Source organism: Streptomyces sp. NPDC036822 (genome assembly GCF_055609145.1).
Genome location: NZ_JBVJPY010000003.1, coordinates 613,531 through 635,542 on the forward strand (window position 1 = coordinate 613,531; position 22,012 = coordinate 635,542).

Genomic DNA, 22,012 nt, shown 5'->3' on the forward strand with positions numbered 1-22,012 from the left:
ACCGGACATGGGTCCCCATCCTGCGGTCGCGGCGATACGCCTGGCGGTCCGCCGCGTACTCCACGACGTCCTCACCGAACACCGCACCCACACCACCGGACGCACCGACGAGCCACCCCTCGTCCTCGTCGCCTGCTCCGGCGGCGCCGACTCCATGGCACTCGCCTCCGCGCTCGCCTTCGAGTCCCGCAAACTCGCCGTCCGCGCCGGCGGCATCACCATCGACCACGGCCTCCAGGACGGCTCCGACCTCCGCGCCACCGAGGTCGCCGGCCGCATGGCCGCGCTCGGACTCGACCCCGTCGAAGCCGTCGCCGTCACCGTCGGCCGCGCCTCCATGGTCGGCGCCCACGGCGCCTCCTACGCCGGCGGCGAGCGCCGCGTCGGCCCCGAGGCCGCCGCCCGCGACGCCCGGTACGCCGCCCTCGACGCCGCAGCCGAACGCCACGGCGCCGCCGCCGTCCTCCTCGGCCACACCCGCGACGACCAAGCCGAAACCGTCCTCCTCGGACTCGCCCGAGGCTCCGGCATCCGCTCCCTGTCCGGCATGGCGGCCGTCTCCGGCGCCACCAGGCGCTACCGCCGGCCCTTCCTGGAACTCGACCGCCAGACCGTCCGCAAGGCCTGCGTCGCCCAGGAACTCGCCGTCTGGGACGACCCCCACAACGCCGACCCCGCCTACACCCGCTCCCGCCTGCGCCACGAAGGACTCCCCGCCCTGGAGAAGGCCCTCGGCAAGGGCGTCGTCGAAGCCCTCGCCCGAACGGCCCAGCTCTCCCGCGACGACGCCGACGCCCTCGACTCCTGGGCCGCCGACGCCGAAGCCTCCGTACGCGACGAGACCGGGCGCCTCGAATGCGCCAAACTCTTCGGCCTGCCCCCCGCCGTCCGCCGCCGCATCCTGCGCCGCGCCGTCATCGCGGAGGGCGCCCCCGCCGGCTCCCTCTTCGCCCGCCACATCGAGGAAGTCGACCGGCTGATCACCGGCTGGCGCGGCCAGGGCGCCATCAATCTGCCCGGCCGCGTCGAGGCGCGACGCCAGGGTGGCAGACTGGTCATTCGGCAAGGCTGACGCAAGCTGCAACGAAAGTGACCCGGGTGAACGAGAAGGACATGGGCACCGACCTCCAGTCGGTGCTCATCACCAAGGAAGAGATCGACGCGAAGCTGGCCGAGCTGGCCGCGAAGATCGACGCGGAGTACGCGGGCAAGGACCTGCTCCTGGTCGGAGTCCTCAAGGGCGCCGTGATGGTGATGGCGGACCTGGCGCGCGCGCTGTCCACCCCCGTCACCATGGACTGGATGGCCGTCTCCTCCTACGGCGCCGGCACCCAGTCCTCCGGCGTCGTCCGGATCCTCAAGGACCTCGACACCGACATCAAGGGCAAGCACGTCCTGATCGTCGAGGACATCATCGACTCCGGACTCACGCTGTCCTGGCTGCTCTCGAACCTCGGCTCGCGCGAGCCCGCCTCCCTCGAGGTCTGCACCCTGCTGCGCAAGCCCGACGCCGCCAAGGTCGCGATCGACGTGAAGTGGATCGGCTTCGACATCCCCAACGAGTTCGTCGTCGGCTACGGCCTCGACTACGCCGAGAAGTACCGCAACCTCCCCTTCGTCGGCACCCTCGCGCCGCACGTGTACGGAGGCTGACCCAGGGGAACCCGCGCCGCCCTCCCGCCGTTGAAGCAAGGGAAGGCGGCCGCGGGTGACAATGCTGGGGTACCGTCCGAAGAACAGCTTTTTCTCATAGCAGCATTTACCTACGGGCAGGAGGGACGGAGCGTTCTCGCTCCGTATGGATGGACGTGAAGCGATACTTCCGTGGGCCGGTCATGTGGATCGTGCTGGCCGTCCTCGCCGTGGTCGTGCTGATGCAGGTCGTCGGCTCGTCCGAGGGCTACAAGACGGTGGACACCAGCAAGGTCGTCCAGGCGATCAATGACAAGCAGGCCGACCAGGTCAAGCTGACGACCGGCGACGAGCAGGTCATCAAGGTCGAGCTCAAGAAGGGCGCCGACAAGGACAAGTACGGCGGCAGCACCAAGATCCAGGCCAGCTACATCGGTGACCAGGGCGCCAACCTGACCACCACGCTCCAGGACCAGGCCGCCTCCGGCGCCCTGGACAAGGGCTACACCGTCTCCCCGGAGCGGCAGAGCCCGTTCCTGTCGGTGCTGCTCTCGCTGCTCCCCTTCGTCCTCATCGTCGTCGTCTTCCTGTTCCTGATGAACCAGATGCAGGGCGGCGGCTCCCGAGTCATGAACTTCGGGAAGTCCAAGGCCAAGCTGATCACCAAGGACACCCCGAAGACGACCTTCGCCGACGTGGCGGGGTCCGACGAGGCCGTCGAGGAACTGCACGAGATCAAGGAATTCCTCCAGGAGCCGGCGAAGTTCCAGGCCGTCGGCGCCAAGATCCCCAAGGGCGTGCTGCTCTACGGCCCGCCCGGCACCGGCAAGACGCTCCTCGCGCGCGCCGTCGCCGGCGAGGCCGGCGTGCCGTTCTACTCGATCTCCGGCTCCGACTTCGTCGAGATGTTCGTCGGCGTCGGCGCCTCCCGGGTCCGCGACCTCTTCGAACAGGCCAAGGCGAACGCCCCGGCCATCGTCTTCGTCGACGAGATCGACGCCGTCGGCCGACACCGCGGCGCCGGCCTCGGCGGCGGCCACGACGAGCGCGAGCAGACCCTCAACCAGCTCCTCGTCGAGATGGACGGCTTCGACGTGAAGGGCGGCGTCATCCTGATCGCCGCCACCAACCGGCCCGACATCCTCGACCCGGCGCTGCTGCGCCCCGGTCGCTTCGACCGGCAGATCGCCGTCGACCGCCCGGACATGCAGGGCCGTCTGGAGATCCTCAAGGTCCACCAGAAGGGCAAGCCGGTCGCCCCGGACGTCGACCTGGGCGCGGTCGCACGCCGCACCCCCGGCTTCACCGGTGCCGATCTCTCCAACGTCCTCAACGAGGCGGCGCTCCTCACCGCCCGCAGCGACAAGAAGCTGATCGACAACCACTCGCTGGACGAGGCGATCGACCGCGTGGTCGCGGGCCCGCAGAAGCGGACCCGCATCATGTCGGACAAGGAGAAGAAGATCACCGCGTACCACGAGGGCGGACACGCCCTGGTCGCGGCGGCCTCACCGAACTCCGACCCGGTCCACAAGATCACCATCCTCTCCCGCGGCCGTGCCCTGGGCTACACGATGGTGCTCCCGGACGAGGACAAGTACTCCACCACCCGCAACGAGATGCTCGACCAGCTGGCGTACATGCTGGGTGGGCGCGCGGCGGAGGAGCTCGTCTTCCACGACCCGACCACGGGCGCGGCGAACGACATCGAGAAGGCCACGGCCACCGCCCGCGCGATGGTCACGCAGTACGGCATGACCGAGCGGCTCGGCGCGATCAAGTTCGGCGGCGACAACACCGAACCCTTCCTCGGCCGCGAGATGGCGCACCAGCGCGACTACTCCGAAGAGGTCGCCGCGCTGGTCGACGAAGAGGTCAAGAAGCTCATCGAGACCGCGCACAACGAGGCCTGGGAGATCCTGGTCGAGAACCGCGACGTCCTCGACAACCTGGTCCTGGCGCTCCTCGAGAAGGAGACGCTGAACAAGGAGCAGATCGCCGAGATCTTCGCCGGCATCGTGAAGCGCCCCGCCCGCCCCGCGTGGACCGGCTCCTCACGGCGCACGCCCTCGACCCGTCCGCCGGTCCTCTCCCCCAAGGAGCTGGCCCTGACGAACGGCGCGAACGGCACCAACGGCGCCACCCCGGTGGACACCGCCAAGACGCCGACGCCCGGCATCGAGGTCGCTCCGGAGGAGACCCCGGAGCCCTGACCCCGGCGACCCGGAATGGAAGCCGCGCCCCCACAGGTTTTAGCCTGTGGGGGCGCGGCTCATTTTCGCGTACATCAGTCAGACGGAACGAGGCACAGATGACCGACCCGGTGACGCTGGACAGCGAGGGCACGATCGGCGACTTCGACGAGAAGCGTGCCGAGAACGCCGTTCGGGAGCTCCTCATCGCGGTCGGTGAGGACCCGGACCGCGAGGGACTGCGAGAGACGCCGGCGCGTGTGGCGCGGGCCTACCAGGAGATATTCGCCGGTCTGCGCCAACAGCCCGAGGACGTCCTGACCACCACGTTCGACATCGGCCACGACGAGATGGTGCTGGTCAAGGACATCGAAGTCTATTCGACGTGTGAACATCATCTTGTACCGTTCAGGGGAGTGGCCCACGTCGGCTACATCCCCTCGACCTCCGGCAAGATCACCGGGCTGTCGAAGCTGGCTCGCCTCGTCGACGTCTACGCCCGGCGCCCGCAGGTCCAGGAACGGCTGACCACGCAGGTCGCGGACTCGCTCATGGAGATTCTGGAGCCCCGCGGCGTGATCGTCGTCTTCGAGTGCGAGCACATGTGCATGTCGATGCGGGGCATCCGCAAGCCCGGCGCCAAGACGATCACCTCTGCCGTACGTGGCCAGCTGCGCGACCCCGCGACCCGTAACGAGGCGATGAGCCTCATCATGGCCCGCTAAGGGCGTGGACGCTCCTCGGCTTCCCGTGCCCGGGCCCCCGAGGGGCTACGCCGCCGGGGACGTGCCCGGGGTGTCGTCGTCCTCCGGGAGTTTGCAGACGCGCTCCAGGAAGAGGGCCGCCGCGATCACGCCGATGCCCGCGAGGACCGCGAAGCCGGCGTAGATCGCCTGGTCGCGGCGGGCCGGGATGTCCAGGGAGCCGAGCAGGAAGACGCCCGTCCCGCCGTACATGCCGGAGACCAGCGCCGCGACCAGGGCGCTGGCCTGGCCGAAGACCACCGCGCGGGCCGCCATCAGCGGCTCGACGCCCTTCGCGCCGGGGCGGCGCTCGCGCTGGGCCTTGAGGCGGGAGCGGAGGGAGAGCGCCGTCGCCGTCAGGACGACGGCGATCGCGGCGAGGACGATCGGGGCGGCGAGTGGGACGCTCGGCAGGGTCCCCACCGCGTCCCAGAGCCGCGCGCCGCCCCAGGACAGGACTCCGGCGACGACGAACAGTCCGGCGAGCACCTTGAGCCGCAGTTGTTTCACCGGGTGTCCTTCGTCTCTTCGTCCGGGGGCAGTCGATCTCTGACGAGACTAACGACTACTCGGGCAGACGGAGTTCCAGGTCGGCACGCGGCACGACTCCTTCACGGCCGACCGCGGCGAGCAGCGCCGCGACCGTGCCGTGGCCCGGCAGCTGGGCCTCGGGGTCGACGTCGTGCCAGGGGGCGAGGACGAAGGCGCGTTCGTGGGCGCGGGGGTGGGGCAGGGTGAGGACGGGGTCGTCGGAGACGACGTCGGCATAGGCAACGATGTCGACGTCGATGGTGCGGGCGCCCCAGCGCTCCTCGCGGACGCGGTGGAAGGCCTCTTCGACGGCGTGGGCCCGCTCCAGGAGGGAGGAAGGCGGCAGGGTCGTCTTCACCAGGGCGACGGCGTTGAGGTAGGCGGGCTGGGTGCCGGGGTCGACGCCCCAGGGCTCCGTCTCGTACACGCCGGAGACGGCTTTGACCCGGAGGCCGGGGGTGTCCTCGAGGGCGTCCACGGCTCCCTGGAGGGTCTCCAGGCGGTTGCCGAGGTTGGCGCCGAGGGCGATGACGGCCCACTTGGGGTTGGAGAGGGTCACGTCGGCGGCGTCGACCGCCTCGACGACGGAGGCCGGTACGGGCTGCACGGTGGGGTCGCTGTGCGTGACGTTCATACTCGGCTCCGGGTGATGGTGATGGTCACGTCGTCGAAGGGGACCGTGATCGGGGCGTCCGGCTTGTGGACGCACACCTCGACCTCCTGGACTCCGGTGTGCTTGAGGCACTGCTCGGCGATCCGCTCGGCGAGCGTCTCGATGAGGTCGACCGGTTCTCCCTGCACGACGTCGACGACTTCCTCCGCGACGACGCCGTAGTGCACGGTCTTCGTCAGGTCGTCGTCGGCGGCCGCGGGGCGGGTGTCCAGGCCGAGGACGAGGTCCACGATGAAGGTCTGGCCTTCCTCGCGCTCCTTGGGGAAGACGCCGTGGTGTCCTCGGGCCTTGAGGCCGCGCAGCGCGACACGATCCACGCGAATCACTCCTGCTGTCGTAGTTCTTGCGGCCACGCAGCCGGGTGCGGACGGCCGGGTGTCCATCGTCGAATCTACCTGCGGGCACCGACAGCACGTGCCCACGGGGGCAGGAGGACCGGGCCGCAGGGGCTGGGAGCGGCCCCTACCCAGGCCTCGGAGTTCCAATCCGGATGGCACCCGAAAGGCGCACGATTCCGTCAGGCGCCTGGCTCCTCGTCCTCCTCGTCGTCGGATTCGGTGAGCACGGGGGAGCCGTGGTGGGACCAGATCCGCCAGCCTGCGGATGTGCGGCGGAACACATTGGTGGCGACGACGAGCTGGCCCACGAGGGGGCCCAGTTCGGCGCCGTCCTCGGCGGGTCCGCCGCTGAGGATGTTCTCGGTGCAGGTGACGACGGCCACGTCGCCGCCGAGGGAGACCTGGACGTCGGTGAGGAAGAACTGGATGTACTCGGTGTTCGCCATGATCAGGGCGTACGAGCGGAGTACCTCGCCGCGGCCGGAGAGGACCGGCCAGCCGGGGTGGACGCAGGAGATGGGGGTGGCTCCGTCGTCGAGCCAGAGGGAGGAGACCTCCTCGAAGTCGCCGCGCTCCATCGCCTCGTAGAAGGCGGTGTTGGCGGCCTCGACCGCGTCGGTGTCGGTCCGGGGGGTCACGCGGCTCCCTCGACGGCTCTGGCGACCCGTACGGCGTCGGCGGTGGCCCTGACCTCGTGGACGCGGACGGCCCAGGCGCCCTCGTGGGCGGCGATGGCGGAGACGGCGGCGGTGGCCGCGTCGCGTTCGCGTGCGGGGGGTGGGGCGGAGCCCTCGTGGGCCAGGACGTGGCCGAGGAAGCGCTTGCGGGAGGCGGCGACGAGCAGGGGCCGGCCGAGTGCGCGGAGTGCGGGGAGGTGGGCGACGAGGGCGAGGTCGTGCGGGGCGTGTTTGGCGAAGCCGAGGCCGGGGTCGAGGACGATCCGCTCGGGGTCGATGCCGCCGTCGACGACGGCTTCCATGCGGTGGCGCAGTTCGGTGACGACTTCGGCGACGACGTCCTCGTAGACGGCGAGGCGGTTCATGTCCTGGCTGAAGCCGCGCCAGTGCATGACGACGAAGGGGACGCCGGCGGCGGCGACGGCGGGGACCATCTCGGGGTCGGCGAGGCCGCCGCTGACGTCGTTCACGAGGGTGGCGCCGGCGGCGACGGCGGCGTGGGCGACGGTGGCGCGCATGGTGTCGACGGAGACGGTGACGCCTTCGGCGGCGAGGCCGCGGACGACGGGGACGACGCGGCGCAGTTCCTCGTCCTCGTCGACGCGGCTGGCGCCGGGCCGGGTGGACTCGCCGCCGACGTCGACGAGGTCGGCGCCTTCGGCGACGAGGTGGAGGCCGTGTTTGACGGCGGCCGTGGTGTCGAACCAGCGGCCGCCGTCGGAGAAGGAGTCGGGTGTCACGTTGACGACTCCCATGACCGCGCAGCGATCCCACTCCGGCAGGCCCCGGGCCGTGCCCCGTCCGCTCAACGTACTCATACGACCAGCCTAGGGCCTGTCGTTCGGATCTTGCCGGGCTGATCGGCACGACAGGCCCGAGGGGGTGCGGGTGGGGGTGCGGGGCTCAGGCCGCGCGGACCTCGTGTTCGGGCTGCGGGGTGACGATGTGGGCGCAGGGGCGGGGTGCGGGGGTGGTGCGGTGGCGGGCGAAGGGGCGGGGTGGGGCGAGGTTGACGAAGCCTTCCGCCTGCATGGCGGCGAAGCCGATGCGGGGGAGGTCGCGGCTCTTGCGGTAGACGACGAAGCGGGGTTCCCAGCGTGGCTGGAACTTGGCGTTGAACTTGTAGAGGGACTCGATCTGGAACCAGCGGGAGAGGAAGACGAGGAGTCCGCGCCAGAGGCGCAGGACGGGGCCGGCGCCGATCTTCTCGCCGCGGGCGAGGGCGGCGCGGAACATGGCGAAGTTGAGGGAGACGCGGGTGATGCCGAGGCGGGGGGAGTCCTGGAGTGCGGCGACGATGAGGAGCTCGTTCATGCCGGGGTCGGCGGAGCGGTCGCGGCGCATGAGTTCCAGGGACATGCCGTCGGTGCCCCAGGGGACGAAGTGGATGATCGCCTTGAGGTCGCCGTAGGGGCTTGCGGTCGTGTCGTCGTCGGTCTTGTGGGCGGTGGCTATCACCGCGTCGCCGTCGCCGGGGTCGCCGATGCGGCCGAGGGCCATGGAGAAGCCGCGTTCGGTGTCGGTGCCGCGCCAGTCGGCGGCGGCGCGGCGGACGCGTTCGAGTTCGCCGTCGGAGAGGTCACGGACGCGTCGGACCTTGGTGGTGTAGCCGTTGCGTTCGATGCGCTTCACCATTTGGCGCACGTTGCGCATCGCGCGCCCGGAGAGGGAGAAATCCGCGACGTCCACCACCGCCTCGTCGCCGAGTTCGAGGGCGTCGAGGCCGGTTTCGCGGGTCCAGACATGGCCGCCGGTCTCGGAGCATCCCATGACGGCGGGGGTCCAGGAGTGGGCCTTGGCCTCGTCCATGAAGCGTTCGATGGCGCCGGGCCAGGCTTCGACGTCGCCGATGGGGTCGCCGCTGGCGAGCATGACGCCGGAGACGACGCGGTAGCAGACGGCGGCCTTGCCGCTGGGGGAGAAGACGACGCCTTTGTCGCGGCGGAGGGCGAAGTGGCCGAGGGAGTCGCGGGCGCCGTGCTTGTCGAGCAGGGCGCGCAGCCGGTTCTCGTCGTCCTCGGTGAGCCGGGCGGCGGGGTGTTCGGGGCGGAAGGCGAGGTAGATGGTGGTGAGGGCGGTGAGCATGCCGAGGGCGCCGAGGGAGTAGCCGACGGTCCAGTCGACGTCGCCGGTGTAGCCGACGGGACCCTCGAAGCCGAAGAGTCCGTAGAGGACGTGTTCGAGGCGGTCGGTGAGGCTGGGGTTGCCGATGACGCGGCGGGGGTGGGCGCTGACGATGACGAGGCCGAGGGCGAGGGATCCGGCGCCCATGAGGACGAGGTTGGCGAGTGCCTTCCAGCGGCTGCGGGGGTCGGGGAGGGCGGCGAATTGGCCGCGGTGGCGCAGCAGGAGGGCGAGCAGTCCGAGGGAGAGCAGGGCGCCGAGGATCGAGTGGCGCCAGACGAACTGGGCGAGGGCGCCGAGGGGGAGGAGGATGACGGCGGCTCGCCAGGCGCGGCGCTTGTGGCGTTTGAGGCCGTGGGCGAGCAGGAGGAGGAGGACGCCGGCGCTGAGGGAGAGTGCGGCGGAGAGTGGTCCGAGGGTGCCGGGGAGGACTTCGGCGACGGCGTGCATGCGGCTGGTGCGGAACCGGGGGAAGACGCCCGCGGCGATGTCGATCAGGCCGATGAGTGTGCAGGCCGTGCCGACGAGCGAGGGGACCTTCTCCGGTCGAGGTCCGTGCAGAATCCGGCGTACCCGATCCGGAACCGATCGTGATTTGTCCCCATCTACCGTGACAGACATCGCTTCCCGTGCTTCCCGTGATCCGCGAAAGATTCTTTGGTCCAGCGGCCGCGTGGTGGTCAGGAGCGGGCCGAGCCGGAGGTTTTGCGCCCTCTAGGACGGCTCGGCGGCGATGCGGGTTCATTCGCGCACGGGAAATTCTCACGGAAGAAAGCTCGATCGACTCATGGGTCTCACCAGCAACAATGTTCTGGCGCTCGCCGTCGCGCTGGCGGTGGTGCTGTTCGCCGCCACGGTCTGGCTGTGGCCCCGGCTCGCCCGCGGGGGCTGGCGGGCGGTGCTGGGGAGGGTCGGGCTGCTGCTCGCGACGCAGCTCGCGCTGTTCGCCTCGGTCGGTCTCGCGGCGAACAACTCCTTCCTGTTCTACGGCTCCTGGGCGGACCTCTTCGGGCAGGAGCAGGACCTGGGGGTCGTGGTCGACCACTCGGCCGGCTCCAAGGACGTCAAGGTGGTGGGCACGCAGGCGCTGGACGTCCCCGGCGGCGGGCGTCCCGCGGTCGGCGGGCAGATCCAGAAGGTCGTGATCGCCGGCGAGACGTCGGGGATCGACTCCCCGGCGTACGTCTATCTGCCGCCGGAGTACTTCCAGCCGGCGTACGCGAAGAGCACCTTCCCGGCCTCGGTGGTGCTCACGGGCTACCCGGGTACGGCGGAGAACCTGATCAAGGGCCTGAAGTACCCGAAGACGGCGTTCCAGCAGGTCAAGGCGGGCAAGATGCGGCCGATGATCCTGGTGATGCTGCGGCCGACGGTGGCGCCGCCCCGGGACACCGAGTGCGTGGACGTCCCTGGCGGCCCGCGGACCGAGACCTTCTTCGCCGAGGACCTGCCGAAGGCGGTGTCGGAGACGTACCGGGTGGGGACCGAGGCGCGGAACTGGGGCTTCATGGGGAACTCGACCGGCGGCTACTGCGCGCTGAAGATCGCCCTGCACCATCCGGACCGGTTCGCCGCGGGCGCGGGCTTCTCGGCGTACTACAAGGCGGCCGAGGACGTGACGACCGGTGACCTCTTCCACGGTGACGACAAGGCGCGCAAGCGGGCCGACCTGCTGTGGAGCCTGGACCACGCGCCGCGGGGGAAGTCGTCGTTCCTGGTGACGACCTCCCGGCAGGGGGAGGGGAACCTGAAGGGGACCCTCGACTTCATCAGGAAGGTGAAGTCCCCGGCGAGGGTCTCCTCGATCACGCTGGACAGCGGCGGGCACAACTTCAACACCTGGAACAGGGAGATCCCGCCGGGCCTGGTGTGGATGAGCGGGCGGCTCAGCGCGAGCTGAGCCCGGGGGCGCGCTCCTGTTCCGTGTCCGTGCCGGGGTCCGCCGTGGCGGCCGCCACGGGGGAGGCCCGGCGCAGCGCCCGGTGGACGGCGGCCGGGGTGAGCACGCCCGCGTACCGGCCGCCGTGGGCGGGGTCGGTGACGGGCAGCCAGCCGGTGTCGTCCTGGAGGAGCGCGGCCAGTGCGTCCCGGAGGGAGGCGCCGAGGGGGACCGGCCGGGGGGCGGGGCGGGTGCCGCCGGACGTGCCGCCCGTCGTACCGGCGGGGGAGGGCACGGGTCCTGGGGCGGCGGTCCAGCCCTCCAGGTGTCCTTCCGCGTCGAGGACGACCGCCCAGGGCGCGTCGAAGCCGTCGCCGGGGCGCCGTACACCGGCGGGTGTTCGAGGTGGCCCGCCTCCACGGGTGTGACCGAGAGCCGCTTCAGGCCGCGGTCCGCGCCGACGAACTCGGCGACGTACGGGGTGGCGGGGGCGCCGAGCACGGCGGCCGGCGTGTCGAACTGCTCGATCGTCCCGTGGCCGTAGACGGCGATCCGGTCGCCGAGGCGGACGGCCTCCTCGAGGTCGTGGGTGACCAGCAGCACCGTCTTGCGGACCTGCGACTGCAGGCGCAGGAACTCGCTCTGCAGACGCTCGCGGACCACGGGGTCGACCGCTCCGAACGGCTCGTCCATCAGCAGGACGGGCGGATCGGCGGCCAGGGCGCGGGCCACGCCCACCCGTTGGCGCTGCCCTCCGGAGAGCTGTTCGGGGTAGCGGTCGCCGTACTTCCGCGGATCGAGGCCGACGAGGTCGAGGAGTTCGGCGGCGCGGGCGCGGGCCTTGGCACGCGGGGCGCCGAGGAGGTGCGGGACGGTCGCGGTGTTGTCGAGGACCGTCCGGTGCGGGAAGAGGCCGACCTGCTGGATGACGTAGCCGATGCGGCGGCGGAGGCGGACCGGGTCGACGCCGGCTATGTCCGTGCCGTCGAGGAGTATGCGCCCCTCCGTCGGCTCGATGAGCCGGTTCACCATCTTCATCGTCGTGGTCTTGCCGCAGCCGGACGGGCCGACGAGCGTGACCAGTTCACCCTCGGCCACCTCGAAGGAGAGGTCCTTGACGGCGGTGGTGCCGTCCGCGTAGCGCTTGGTCACGTGCTCGAACCGGATCATGGTTCCCCATTCTGGCCTCTTCCGGCCGGGTGCGTGTGAAGGGCGTGTTGCCGGAACGTGGCGGTCCTCGGAGATTGTCGGTGGCGGGGGCTAGGGTCGATCCATACGTACGTTCGGGCATGCGGAGGGCCGGGGGAGGCACATGAGCGCGGCGAACTGTCTGGTGACGAACGACTGGATATGCGGCGAGTATCTGCGCTCCCGCAGCCAGGAGTTGACGGACGCGACGGTCCAGCACGTCGGCACGACACTGGTGTCCGTGCTGATCGGGGTCGCGGTCGCCTTCCCGCTCGCCCTGCTCGTCCGGGCGCGGCCGCGGCTCGCCGGGCCGGTCCTGGGGCTGACGACCCTGCTCTACACGATTCCGTCGCTGGCCCTGTTCTCCCTCTTGCTGCCGTTCCTCGGCCTCTCGTCGGCGCTGGTGGTGACCGGCCTCGTGCTGTATTCGCTGACGATTCTCGTACGGAACATCCTGGCCGGGCTCGCGGCGGTGCCCGCCGAGGCGCGGGAGGCCGCCCGGGGCATGGGGTACGGCCCGGGACGGATGCTGTGGGAAGTCGAACTTCCGTTGTCGCTGCCCGCCTTGATGGCGGGCATACGCATGGCGACGGTGTCCACGATCGCGCTGACGACGGTCGGGTCGATCGTCGGCCGGGGCGGGCTCGGCAATCTCATCGAGGACGCGCTGCCGACCTTCTTCAAGGCGCAGGTGCTGGCCGCCTCGGTGCTGTGCGTCCTGCTCGCGGTCGCCGCCGATCTGCTGCTCCTGGGGATCCAGAGGCTCCTCACGCCGTGGACACGCCTACGGACCGCGCCGGGGGGTGAGTGAGGTGGGGGTCGTGACGGACGCTTGGGCCTGGCTCACCACCGGCGCGAACTGGGCGGGGGACGGCGGGATAGGGCACCGGCTCGCCGAGCACGTGTACGTGAGCGGGATGGCGCTGCTCATCGCCTGCGCGATCGCGCTGCCGCTCGGACTGTGGCTGGGGCACCTCGGCAGAGGCGGGGCGCTCGCCGTCAACGTCTCCAACGTGGGGCGGGCGGTCCCCGTCTTCGCCGTCCTCGCCCTGTTCATGGTGTCGCCCCTGCGCACCGCCGGCTATGTGCCGACCGTGATCGCCCTGGTGCTGTTCGCGGTGCCGCCGCTGCTGACCAACGCCTATGTGGGTATGCGGGAGGTGGACCGGTCGGTGGTGGAGGCCGCGCGGGGGATGGGGATGTCTGCCGGGCAGCTCTTCTCCACGGTCGAGCTGCCCCTCGCCCGGCCGCTCGTCATGACGGGTCTGCGGTCGGCGGCCGTGCAGGTGGTGGCCACCGCGACCATCGCGGCGATGGTCGGCCAGGGGGGCCTCGGCCGGATCATCACCGCCGGATTCAACACGTACAACACCCCGCAGGTGGTGGCGGGCGCCCTGCTCGTCGCCGCGCTCGCCCTCCTTGTGGAGGCCGTACTGGTGGGAGCGGACCGGCTGCTGGGCCGGCGCGCGTGAGACGACCGAAGAACGACTGGGATGGGTGATCTCGTGAGCAGGACCTCGCGTATCGCGGGTGCGGTGCTGGGCGTGGCGGCGCTGACCGCCGGGCTCGCCGCGTGCGGCGGCGACAGCCTGGAGAAGGAGAAGGCGGGCGGCGGCGACTCCGCGGGCTCGGGGAAGGGCTCGCTGGTCGTCGGCGCCGCCGCGTTCACCGAGTCCAAGGTGCTGGCCGAGCTCTACGCCCAGGTGCTTCAGGACGCCGGATACTCCGCGACCGTCACCACCGTGAAGAACCGCGAACTGTACGAACCCTCGCTGGAGAAGGGCGAGATCGACGTCGTCCCGGAATACGCGGCGACGATCGCGGAATTCCTCAATGCGAAGGTGAACGGGCCGAAGGCCCCCGAGGAGAAGCCGGTCGCCTCCGGTGACGCCGCCGCCACGGTGGGGGCGCTGAAGAAGCTCGCCGAGCCGCGCGGTCTGAAGGTGCTCGCCTTCGGCGAGGCCGTCGACCAGAACGCCTTCGCGGTGTCGAAGGAATTCGCCGCGAAGAACAAGCTCACCAGCCTTTCCGATCTCGGCCGGGCCAAGCTCAAGGTGAGGATCGCGGCCGGTGACGAATGCACCGTACGGCCGTTCTGCGCGCCCGGCCTGAAGAAGACGTACGGGATCGACGTCACCGGTGTCGACCCCAAGGGGGTCGGTACGCCGCAGTCCAAGCAGGCGGTCAAGGACGGCGTGGACCAGCTGGTGCTGACCACCACCACGGACGCGACGATCGACAGCTTCGGACTGGTCTTCCTGACCGACGACAAGAAGCTGCAGAACGCCGACAATGTGCTGCCGGTCGTCCATGCGGAGGACGCCGGATCGCCCGAGATAGCCGCGGCCCTCGACAAGATCACAAAGGTCCTGACGACGGCCGATCTCGCCGAACTGAACCGCAAGGTGGACGCCGAGCGGGCGAAGCCGGAGGACGTGGCGAAGGACTATCTGGAGTCGAAGGGGCTGGTCAAGAAGTAAGCCTCCGCTAAGGGGGCTCGTCCCTCCCCGGCGGGGGCGCCGGGGAGGGACGGCGACGACGGCGAGAAGTGGCCAAGAGATTGCCGGGCCGACCCCCCATGGAGCGCCTACGCACGGTAAATTTCAGGCCATGCCACGTGGACGCCACCGCCATTCCCCGCCCCTGCACAAGCTCCTGCCGCCCTCCGCGGTCGCCGGAGCGTCGGTCGTCTGTGCCGCGGGCGCCTGGCTGCTCGCCGATCCCGTGGCACTGCGCGCGCTCGTCGCCGCCGCGGCCGCCGCCGCGGTGACCGGCGCCGTCCTCATGCGCAGTTGGGACCGCGGCGCCGGCCGCCAGGTCGCCGAGCTGACCCGGGCGCGGTCCGCGGACCAGTGGAAGACCGAGGAGCGGATAGCCGAGCTCGAGTCCGACATCGAGGAGTCCCGCGAGCTGCGCGCCAAGCTCGACGCCAAGCTGCGCGCCAAGCGGGTCGAGCTCGCCGGGCTGCGCGGCGAGCACGCGGAGCTGCTGCGCCGGTACGCCACCGCCGAGACCGAGCGGGCCAGCGCCCTGGAGGGCCGCAGGCAGCTCGCCCTGGAGGCCGGCTCGCCCGCCGAGGCCCTCCCGGCGGTCGGAGCCACGCCGACCCCCGAGCTGTACCGGCAGGCCGCGGCCGCGCTGCGCGACCTCGCGCGTAACACCGCGGCCCAGCAGGCCCGCAGGACCGTCGAGGCCGCCCGCAGCCGGGATCTCGCCGAGCGCGCCCGCGAGACGGAGGAGCCGCAGGGGAAGCACGCGGCGGCCGCCGGGGCCGAGCAGCACGCTCGCCCGTCGACCGCCGCCGTCGCCACCGTCCCGGCCGTCTCCAAGGCCCCGGCCGTCCGCGCCGTCCCGGCCGCGTCGGCGATCGTGCCGTACGCCGCCCGCCGGCCCGCCCCGCGCCCTGAAGGGGGCTTCGACTTCTTCGGCATGCAGAAGGCGGCGGCCGCGATCGAGGCGGTGCAGAACACGGACCTCGCGGACGTGGTGGGCGAGGAGGTGCTGGCCGCGGTTTCCCGGCCCGCCCCCGAACAGCGGGCGATCGGCCAGGTCATCGACCTCACGGCGCACGACGAGACCGAGCAGCTCGACGTGGCGGAGCTGCGCGGCGCCGTCAACTCGTGACCCCGCCGGCTACTTGTCGATGTCGCCGACGACGAAGAAGAGCGATCCCAGGATCGCCACCATGTCGGCGACGAGCGTGCCTGGCAGCAGCTCGGTCAGGGCCTGGATGTTGTTGAACGACGCCGAGCGGAGCTTGAGCCGGTACGGCGTCTTCTCGCCCTTGGACACCAGGTAGTAGCCGTTGATGCCGAGCGGGTTCTCGGTCCACGCGTACGTGTGGCCCTCCGGGGCCTTGAGGACCTTCGGCAGCCGCTGGTTGATGGGCCCCGGCGGAAGGTCGGCGAGCCGGTCCAGGCAGGCATCGGCGAGGTCCAGGGAGTTGTGCGTCTGGTCGAGGAGGCACTCGAAGCGGGCCAGGCAGTCGCCCTCCTCGCGGGTGACCACCCGGAGCGTGTCCCGCAGCTCGCCGTAGGCCAGGTAGGGCTCGTCGCGGCGCAGGTCGAAGTCGACGCCCGAGGCGCGGGCGATGGGGCCGCTCACCCCGTACGCGTGGGCCGCCTCGGGGGTCAGGACGCCGACGTCCCGCGTACGGCCCCGGAAGATCTCGTTCCCGAGGACCAGCTTGTCGTACACGTCCATCCGCGACCGTACGTCGGCGACGGCGGCGCGGGCCCGGGCCTGCCACCCGGCCGGCAGGTCCTCCTTCAGGCCGCCGACCCGGTTGAACATGTAGTGCATCCGGCCGCCGGAGACCTCCTCCATCACGGCCTGGAGCTCCTCGCGCTCCCGGAAGGCGTAGAACACCGGGGTGATACCGCCCAGTTCGAGGGGGTACGACCCGAGGAACATGAGGTGGTTGAGCACCCGGTTCAACTCGGCGAGCAGGGTCCGGGTCCAAACGGCCCGCTGCGGGACCTCCATGCCGAGCATCCGCTCGACGGCCATCACGACGCCCAGCTCGTTGGAGAAGGCCGACAGCCAGTCGTGGCGGTTGGCGAGCATGATGATCTGCCGGTAGTCGCGCGCCTCGAAGAGCTTCTCCGCGCCGCGGTGCATGTACCCGATGACCGGCTCGGCGTGCCGGATGACCTCGCCGTCCAGGACCAGCCGGAGACGGAGCACACCGTGGGTCGAGGGGTGCTGCGGCCCGATGTTCAGCACCATGTCGGTGCTCTCCGCCGCCCCGCCGATTCCGACCGTCGTCTCCGTCATGGGGACAGTATCCCTGCCCACCCCCGCACCGTGGGAAGCCGTCCCGCCCGCCGGACCCACCCCGCCGCCCGGACCGCCCCTGGGCGCTCCCGCCCTCGGGCCCCCGTCGGCCTTCCGGTCCTTCCGGCACCCCGCCGGACCGCCCAGGGGCGGCTCCACCGCCCGGGCCCCCGCCGGACCGCCCGAAGGCCGTCCTGGCGTCCCGGCACCCGCCGGACCTAGCGCCCCGGCACCTCCTGCGTGAGCCAGAGGAAGTCCCCGAGCCCGCCCCGCGCCGTCAGCTCCGCCGCCTCGCCCGCCGAGGCGAGGGCCCGGACGTACGCCGTCGGGTCGGTCGACGCCAGCGTCAGCGGCGGCCTCTCCGCGCGCACGCCGAGCCCGTGCAGGGCCTCCCGCTGCGTGACCAGGGTGACCGGTTCAGCCGCCCCCTCGCCCCGATCCGCCACCGGGCCCGAGGGACCGCCGGCCTGCCCCGCCGCGCCCCCGCCCCGGTCCGCCTGCCGGCCCCCGACTTCGGACGCGATCGCCGCCGCGCCCGCCGCCGCCACCGCGTCCATCGCCACGTGCGCCGTCAGGTCGCAGGACCCGTCCGGCACCGGCTCGACCTCCCGCCCCGCCCGGAACCCGGTCAGCGTGCCGAAGGGCGGCCGGGACTCCCGTAGATGCGCGTAGTCCACCGCCACCGCGAGACCGGCCCCCATCGCGCCCACCGCCCGCGCCCACGCCTCGTCCCGGGGCCGCCCGATCTCCGCCCGCTCGCCCGGCTCCCGCAACGGCCACCACCGCTCAAGCCACCGCGCGTCCGGGCCCTCGACCACCCCGCCGAGGCGTTCCGTGCCGTCGACGCGCACCTCGACGTAGCGCACCGCCCCCGATTCGTCCGCCTGCGCCAGATCCACGGCCACGTTGTCGAGCCACTCGTTCGCGAACAGCAGTCCGTGGGCCCCCTCCGGCACCCGGTCCGTCCAGACGACGCGCGGGTCGAGCCCTTCGGGCCGGGCGGCGCGTTCCACCGCGTACGCGCGGACCGACAGCCCCGCCGGAGCGGCGGCCAGCACGCCCGTCAACAGCTCTCCCCGCCCCGCACCCACGTCCACCAGGGCGACCTCGTCCGTGTCGAGGGCGAGCGCCGCCCGTGTCAGCAGACCGGCGACGGCGCCGGCGAACAGCCGGGAGGCGTGCACCGAGGTACGGAAGTGGCCGGCCGGGCCCTCGGGGCGCAGATAGAAGCCGCCCGCCCCGTACAGCGCCCGCTCCGTGGCCTCGCCCCAGCGCCGCCAGCCCTGCCATTGACACGTCTCATCCGTCACGGGCCTCAGTCTCCACCTTGGGGAGTACGGGCCTCACGTCAAGGATCGACCCCACGGTTGACCCCTGCACCTATCCGCCTTCCCTACGCTGGGTCACGTGCAGCGCCTCTACGACTTCATCCGCAGACACCCCACGGGCGTCGACACCTTCTGGGCGGTCGTCCTCCTCGGGTTCTCCCTGCTGTGGGTCGGGTCGACCTATCCGGCGGTCGGCAATCCCGTCGCGTACGGCGTCGTCGCCGTGCTGTTCGGCCTGGTCGTCGCGCTGCGCCGCCGTGAGCCCGGGAAGATGCTGCTGCTCGCGCTCGCGTTGTCCCTGGGCCAGGTCGCCTTCGGGGTGGTGCCGTTCGTCGCGGACTTCGCGATCCTGGTGATCATCTACACGGTCGCGGCCCACGACGGCCCGCGCTGGACGTCCCGCCTGGCCCTGGCCGCCGGTCTGAGCGCGGCCACCGTCTCCATGCTCCGATGGCCGTCCGACGCACCGGACTCCGCCCTCGCGATCGTCTTCTTCACGGTGATGATGACCGTGCCGTTCGCCCTCGCCTGGGTGCTCGGGGACTCCCTGCGCACCCGCCGCGCCTACTTCGCGCAGCTGGAGGAGCGGGCCACCCGCCTGGAGCAGGAACGCGAGGCGCAGGCCAAGGTCGCCGTCGCCGCCGAACGCGCCCGGATCGCCCGCGAGCTCCACGACGTGGTCGCCCACAACGTCTCCGTGATGGTCGTGCAGGCGGACGGCGCCGCCTACGTCCTGGACGCCTCGCCGGACACCGCCAAGCAGGCGCTGGAGACCATCTCCTCCACCGGCCGCCAGGCGCTCGCCGAGATGCGCCGCCTCCTCGGCATCCTGCGCACCGGCGAACACCAGGAGGCCGGGGAGTACGTCCCCCAGCCCGACGTCCAGCAGATCGAGGACCTGGTGGAGCAGGTCCGCAGGTCCGGCCTGACCGTCGACTTCAGGGTCGAGGGCACGGCCCGGCCGCTGCCCAGCGGCGTCGAGCTCACCGCGTACCGGATCGTCCAGGAAGCCCTCACCAACACCCGCAAGCACGGCGGCCCGGACGCCGGGGCCAGCGTCCGCCTGGTGTACTTCGACGACGGCCTCGGCCTGCTCGTCGAGGACGACGGGCGGGGCGCGACCACGGAGATGTACGAGGACGGCGGCGCCGACGGCCGGGGCCACGGCCTGATCGGCATGCGCGAGCGGGTCGGCATGGTCGGCGGCACCCTGGACGCGGGGCCGCGCCCCGGAGGCGGCTTCCGCATCAGCGCCCTGCTCCCCCTGAAGCCCGCCCACTGACCCGCCGCCATCGGCCACTAGAGGACCTGAGGAAACACATGTCCATCCGCGTGATGCTCGTCGACGACCAGGTGCTGCTGCGCACCGGCTTCCGCATGGTGCTCGCCGCCCAGCCGGACATGGAGGTCGTGGCCGAGGCGGGCGACGGCGTGGAGGCCCTGGAGGTGCTCCGTTCCACCACCGTGGACGTGGTGCTGATGGACGTACGGATGCCCAAGCTGGACGGGGTGGAGGCGACCCGGCGGATCTGTTCGCAGCCCGGCGCGCCCCGGGTGCTGATCCTGACCACCTTCGATCTCGACGAGTACGCCTTCTCCGGTCTGAAGGCGGGGGCCAGCGGCTTCATGCTGAAGGACGTGCCGCCGGCCGAGCTGCTCGGCGCGATCCGCTCGGTCCACAGCGGGGACGCGGTGGTGGCCCCGTCGACCACGCGCCGGCTCCTGGACCGTTTCTCCCCGATGCTGCCGTCGTCGGGGAAGGAACCGCAGCACAAGGAGGTCGACCGGCTGACCGACCGTGAGCGCGAGGTGATGCTCCTGGTCGCGCAGGGGCTGTCGAACGGTGAGATCGCCGCGCGGCTCGTGCTCTCCGAGGCGACGGTGAAGACGCACGTCGGCCGCATCCTGACCAAGCTGGACTTGCGCGACCGCGTGCAGGTCGTGGTCCTCGCGTACGAGACGGGCCTGGTCCGGGCGGGCGGCGGGGCGGGCTGAGAGCCGTGCTCCTGTGGATCAACGGCCCGTTCGGCGGCGGCAAGACGCAGACGGCGTACGAGCTGCGGCGACGGCTGCCGGGCAGCGTGGTGTGCGACCCGGAGCACATCGGCTTCGGTCTGCACCGCACGCTCCCGGCGCGGCTGAGGGCCGACTTCCAGGATCTGGCGGCCTGGCGGCACGGCGTGTACGAGGTCCTCGACCTGGCACTGCGCGAGCATCGGGGCGGCCCGGTGATCGTGCCGATGACGCTGGTGGAGCCGGCGTACTTCACCGAGACCGTGGGCCGGCTGCGCGAGCGGCACGGCGCGGACCGGGTGCGGCACTTCGCGCTCCTCGCACGCCGGGAGACGGTGCTGGGGCGGCTGACCGAGCGGGGTCTGGGGCGCGGCCTGAAGCGCGAGAGCTTCGCCGTGGCGAAGCTGGACCTCTGCCTGGAGCGGCTGGAGGGGCCGGAGTTCGCGCATCACGTCCGTACCGACCGCCTGACCGTGCCCGAGGTCGCGGACACGGTGGCGGCGGAGGCCGGGCTGACGCTCCTGCCGAACAGGGACGGGCCGCTTCGGCACCGTCTGCGGCGCGTACGGGTGGGCCTGGCCCACCTCCGTCTGGACTGAGCCCGGCCGGGCCCGAGGGGCGCCGCTGCGGCTATCGCTCCACGCTCTCGGCCACGCTCTCGGCCGGTCGGCGCACCCGTGCCAGGAAGGCGCCGACCGCTTCCCGCACGTCGTCCCGCGTCCAGGCGAGACCCGGTTCCCCGACCGTCACCTCCGTCATCGCCACCCCCGGCGGGCCGCCGGCGGAAGGCGGGGACCACCGGCGGAAGAGCACCGTGTCCGTCTCCTCCGTCAGCGCCAGGGACGCCGCCGTCAGCTCTTCGTGGGAGTACGGGAGCCAGACCTGGAACTGGTGGGTCTGCGGGGTCTCGGGGTGGACGCGGAACCACGGGACCCCCGCCTCCTCGAACCCGGCCCGCAGGCCGTCCGCCACCACGCGCGCGTGGGCCACGTACGAGGGCAGCCGCGGCAGCTCGACGGCGAGCCCGCGCAGCGCGGCCACGGCCGCGGGGAACTGCTGGAAGAGCAGGCCGCCGTAGCGGTGGCGCCACACCCGGGCCTCCTCCATCACGTCCACCGGGCCGGCCAGCGCGGCCCCCGAGATCCCGCCCAGGGACTTGTAGAAGGACACGTACACGCTGTCGGCGAGCCCGGCGATCTCCCGCAGGTCGCGCCCGAAGTGAGGGGCGCACTCCCACAGCCGCGCGCCGTCGACGTGCACCACTGCGTCCCGCTCGCGGGCCGCCGCCACCACGTCCACGAGTTCGTCCCAGGTCGGCAGGACGAACCCCGCGTCCCGCAGCGGCAGCTCCAGCATCAGCGTGCCGAAGGGCTCGGTGTGCCCCCGTACCTCCTCGGCCGTCGGCGGCCGCGGCTCGTCCGTCAGGTGGACCGTCCGCAGTCCGCTGACCGTGCCCAGCGCCCCGCCCTCGTGCACCTCCGGATGGGCGAGCGGGTGCAGGGCGACCACCGGGCTGCCGGTCCGCCCCGACCAGCAGCGCAGAGCCACCTGCTGGGCCAGCGTGCCGGTCGGGAAGAACACCGCCGCGGGCAGGCCGAGCACGTCCGCGACGCGCTGTTCGAGCTCCTCGACCGGGCCGTCGCCGTAGGCGTCGAGCGGCAGGTCCGCGCAGTCGTCGGCCTCCGCCCAGTCGGCCAGCTCCCGCAGCCGCCGCCCCACCGTCGCCTCGACCGGGGAGTACGACAGCCGCCGACGGGCGGCGCCCCACACACGTGCCCGGTGCCGCCGGGCCTCCTGCTCGCTCATGCTCCGATCATCACACCGTCGTCCCTGCCCTGTGGACAGTCACGGAGACGGACGAAACGCTGGCGTAGCATGACGAGAAATCGTCCGGTACCCCCCGCGGACTGGAACGGAA

General features: G+C 71.9%; 21 protein-coding genes and 1 pseudogene. 12 read left to right on the forward strand and 10 right to left on the reverse strand.

Annotated elements, in window-relative coordinates; translation table 11 throughout:
- Positions 1 to 7 precede the first annotated feature (7 nt).
- From tilS to folE, 4 genes are all read left to right on the forward strand, one after another.
- Positions 8 to 1,072, forward strand: coding sequence for a tRNA lysidine(34) synthetase TilS (gene tilS / locus ACZ68P_RS10295; protein ID WP_471004777.1), 1,065 nt, complete (start codon positions 8 to 10; stop codon positions 1,070 to 1,072).
- 41 nt (positions 1,073 to 1,113) lie between these two features.
- Positions 1,114 to 1,653 (forward strand): hypoxanthine phosphoribosyltransferase, encoded by a 540-nt coding sequence (gene hpt, locus ACZ68P_RS10300; protein ID WP_362015860.1) that lies wholly within the window; start codon positions 1,114 to 1,116, stop codon positions 1,651 to 1,653.
- A gap of 149 nt (positions 1,654 to 1,802) precedes the next feature.
- Positions 1,803 to 3,845, forward strand: a complete 2,043-nt coding sequence (ftsH, locus tag ACZ68P_RS10305; RefSeq protein ID WP_365712688.1) for an ATP-dependent zinc metalloprotease FtsH — start codon at positions 1,803 to 1,805, stop codon at positions 3,843 to 3,845.
- A 98-nt stretch (positions 3,846 to 3,943) separates the two neighbouring features.
- Positions 3,944 to 4,549 (forward strand): GTP cyclohydrolase I FolE, encoded by a 606-nt coding sequence (folE, locus tag ACZ68P_RS10310; RefSeq protein ID WP_471004779.1) that lies wholly within the window; start codon positions 3,944 to 3,946, stop codon positions 4,547 to 4,549.
- A 45-nt stretch (positions 4,550 to 4,594) separates the two neighbouring features.
- Here the strand turns inward: folE and ACZ68P_RS10315 are convergent, their stop codons facing one another.
- From ACZ68P_RS10315 to ACZ68P_RS10340, 6 genes are all read right to left on the reverse strand, one after another.
- A complete protein-coding gene (locus tag ACZ68P_RS10315; protein WP_471004781.1) occupies positions 4,595 to 5,077 on the reverse strand; it encodes a DUF3180 domain-containing protein in 483 nt (160 codons plus the stop codon).
- Positions 5,078 to 5,132: 55 nt separating this feature from the next.
- Positions 5,133 to 5,732, reverse strand: coding sequence for a 2-amino-4-hydroxy-6-hydroxymethyldihydropteridine diphosphokinase (gene folK / locus ACZ68P_RS10320; protein WP_471004783.1), 600 nt, complete (start codon positions 5,730 to 5,732; stop codon positions 5,133 to 5,135).
- Entirely contained in the window at positions 5,729 to 6,088 is a 360-nt protein-coding gene (folB, locus tag ACZ68P_RS10325) for a dihydroneopterin aldolase (protein ID WP_365712680.1), read from the reverse strand. Before folB ends, folK begins: the two co-directional genes overlap by 4 nt.
- 200 nt (positions 6,089 to 6,288) lie before the next feature.
- A complete protein-coding gene (locus tag ACZ68P_RS10330; RefSeq protein ID WP_471004785.1) occupies positions 6,289 to 6,747 on the reverse strand; it encodes a nuclear transport factor 2 family protein in 459 nt (152 codons plus the stop codon).
- On the reverse strand, positions 6,744 to 7,604 hold the full coding sequence (gene folP, locus ACZ68P_RS10335) for a dihydropteroate synthase (RefSeq protein ID WP_471004787.1): 861 nt from the start codon (positions 7,602 to 7,604) through the stop codon (positions 6,744 to 6,746). The genes ACZ68P_RS10330 and folP overlap by 4 nt, the downstream gene beginning before the upstream one ends.
- Before the next feature lie 85 nt (positions 7,605 to 7,689).
- Positions 7,690 to 9,531 carry a phosphatidylglycerol lysyltransferase domain-containing protein gene (locus ACZ68P_RS10340; protein ID WP_471004789.1) on the reverse strand — a complete coding sequence of 614 codons (1,842 nt, stop codon included), beginning with the start codon at positions 9,529 to 9,531 and terminating at the stop codon, positions 7,690 to 7,692.
- A 166-nt stretch (positions 9,532 to 9,697) separates the two neighbouring features.
- On the opposite strand from ACZ68P_RS10340, the gene ACZ68P_RS10345 reads away from it, so the two are divergent.
- Positions 9,698 to 10,810 (forward strand): alpha/beta hydrolase, encoded by a 1,113-nt coding sequence (locus tag ACZ68P_RS10345; protein WP_471004792.1) that lies wholly within the window; start codon positions 9,698 to 9,700, stop codon positions 10,808 to 10,810.
- On the opposite strand, the pseudogene ACZ68P_RS10350 reads toward ACZ68P_RS10345, so the two are convergent.
- Positions 10,797 to 11,959, reverse strand: a pseudogene (locus tag ACZ68P_RS10350) (ABC transporter ATP-binding protein). The gene ACZ68P_RS10345 and the pseudogene ACZ68P_RS10350 overlap by 14 nt on opposite strands.
- Positions 11,960 to 12,101: 142 nt before the next feature.
- Between ACZ68P_RS10350 and ACZ68P_RS10355 the strand changes: the two are divergent.
- The 4 genes from ACZ68P_RS10355 to ACZ68P_RS10370 all read left to right on the forward strand — a co-directional run bounded on the left by ACZ68P_RS10355 (position 12,102) and on the right by ACZ68P_RS10370 (position 15,601).
- Positions 12,102 to 12,788: an ABC transporter permease gene (locus ACZ68P_RS10355; protein ID WP_471004794.1), complete on the forward strand. Its 687-nt coding sequence runs from the start codon at positions 12,102 to 12,104 to the stop codon at positions 12,786 to 12,788.
- Between the two features lies 1 nt (position 12,789).
- Positions 12,790 to 13,449 carry an ABC transporter permease gene (locus tag ACZ68P_RS10360; protein WP_471004796.1) on the forward strand — a complete coding sequence of 220 codons (660 nt, stop codon included), beginning with the start codon at positions 12,790 to 12,792 and terminating at the stop codon, positions 13,447 to 13,449.
- 21 nt (positions 13,450 to 13,470) lie between these two features.
- Positions 13,471 to 14,457 (forward strand): ABC transporter substrate-binding protein, encoded by a 987-nt coding sequence (locus ACZ68P_RS10365; protein WP_471004798.1) that lies wholly within the window; start codon positions 13,471 to 13,473, stop codon positions 14,455 to 14,457.
- Between the two features lie 130 nt (positions 14,458 to 14,587).
- Positions 14,588 to 15,601, forward strand: coding sequence for a hypothetical protein (locus tag ACZ68P_RS10370; protein WP_471004800.1), 1,014 nt, complete (start codon positions 14,588 to 14,590; stop codon positions 15,599 to 15,601).
- Between the two features lie 9 nt (positions 15,602 to 15,610).
- Here ACZ68P_RS10370 and ACZ68P_RS10375 read toward each other — a convergent pair whose 3' ends face one another.
- Both ACZ68P_RS10375 and ACZ68P_RS10380 read right to left on the reverse strand, forming a co-directional pair.
- Positions 15,611 to 16,753 (reverse strand): NADH-quinone oxidoreductase subunit D, encoded by a 1,143-nt coding sequence (locus tag ACZ68P_RS10375; protein WP_471004802.1) that lies wholly within the window; start codon positions 16,751 to 16,753, stop codon positions 15,611 to 15,613.
- A 218-nt stretch (positions 16,754 to 16,971) separates the two neighbouring features.
- A complete protein-coding gene (locus tag ACZ68P_RS10380) occupies positions 16,972 to 18,063 on the reverse strand; it encodes an SAM-dependent methyltransferase (RefSeq protein WP_471004804.1) in 1,092 nt (363 codons plus the stop codon).
- A gap of 97 nt (positions 18,064 to 18,160) precedes the next feature.
- Between ACZ68P_RS10380 and ACZ68P_RS10385 the strand changes: the two genes are divergently transcribed.
- Genes ACZ68P_RS10385 through ACZ68P_RS10395 form a run of 3 tightly spaced genes read left to right on the forward strand, consistent with a single transcriptional unit; the run spans position 18,161 to position 20,693 of the window.
- Positions 18,161 to 19,363: a sensor histidine kinase gene (locus ACZ68P_RS10385; RefSeq protein ID WP_471004806.1), complete on the forward strand. Its 1,203-nt coding sequence runs from the start codon at positions 18,161 to 18,163 to the stop codon at positions 19,361 to 19,363.
- A 38-nt stretch (positions 19,364 to 19,401) separates the two neighbouring features.
- Entirely contained in the window at positions 19,402 to 20,076 is a 675-nt protein-coding gene (locus tag ACZ68P_RS10390) for a response regulator transcription factor (protein ID WP_471004808.1), read from the forward strand.
- A gap of 5 nt (positions 20,077 to 20,081) precedes the next feature.
- Positions 20,082 to 20,693, forward strand: coding sequence for an AAA family ATPase (locus ACZ68P_RS10395; protein WP_471004810.1), 612 nt, complete (start codon positions 20,082 to 20,084; stop codon positions 20,691 to 20,693).
- A gap of 31 nt (positions 20,694 to 20,724) precedes the next feature.
- On the opposite strand, the gene ACZ68P_RS10400 is transcribed toward ACZ68P_RS10395, so the two are convergent.
- The gene (locus tag ACZ68P_RS10400) at positions 20,725 to 21,900 is read right to left on the reverse strand and encodes a threonine aldolase family protein (RefSeq protein ID WP_471004812.1); all 1,176 of its coding nucleotides are present in this window, start codon (positions 21,898 to 21,900) and stop codon (positions 20,725 to 20,727) included.
- Positions 21,901 to 22,012 lie beyond the last annotated feature (112 nt).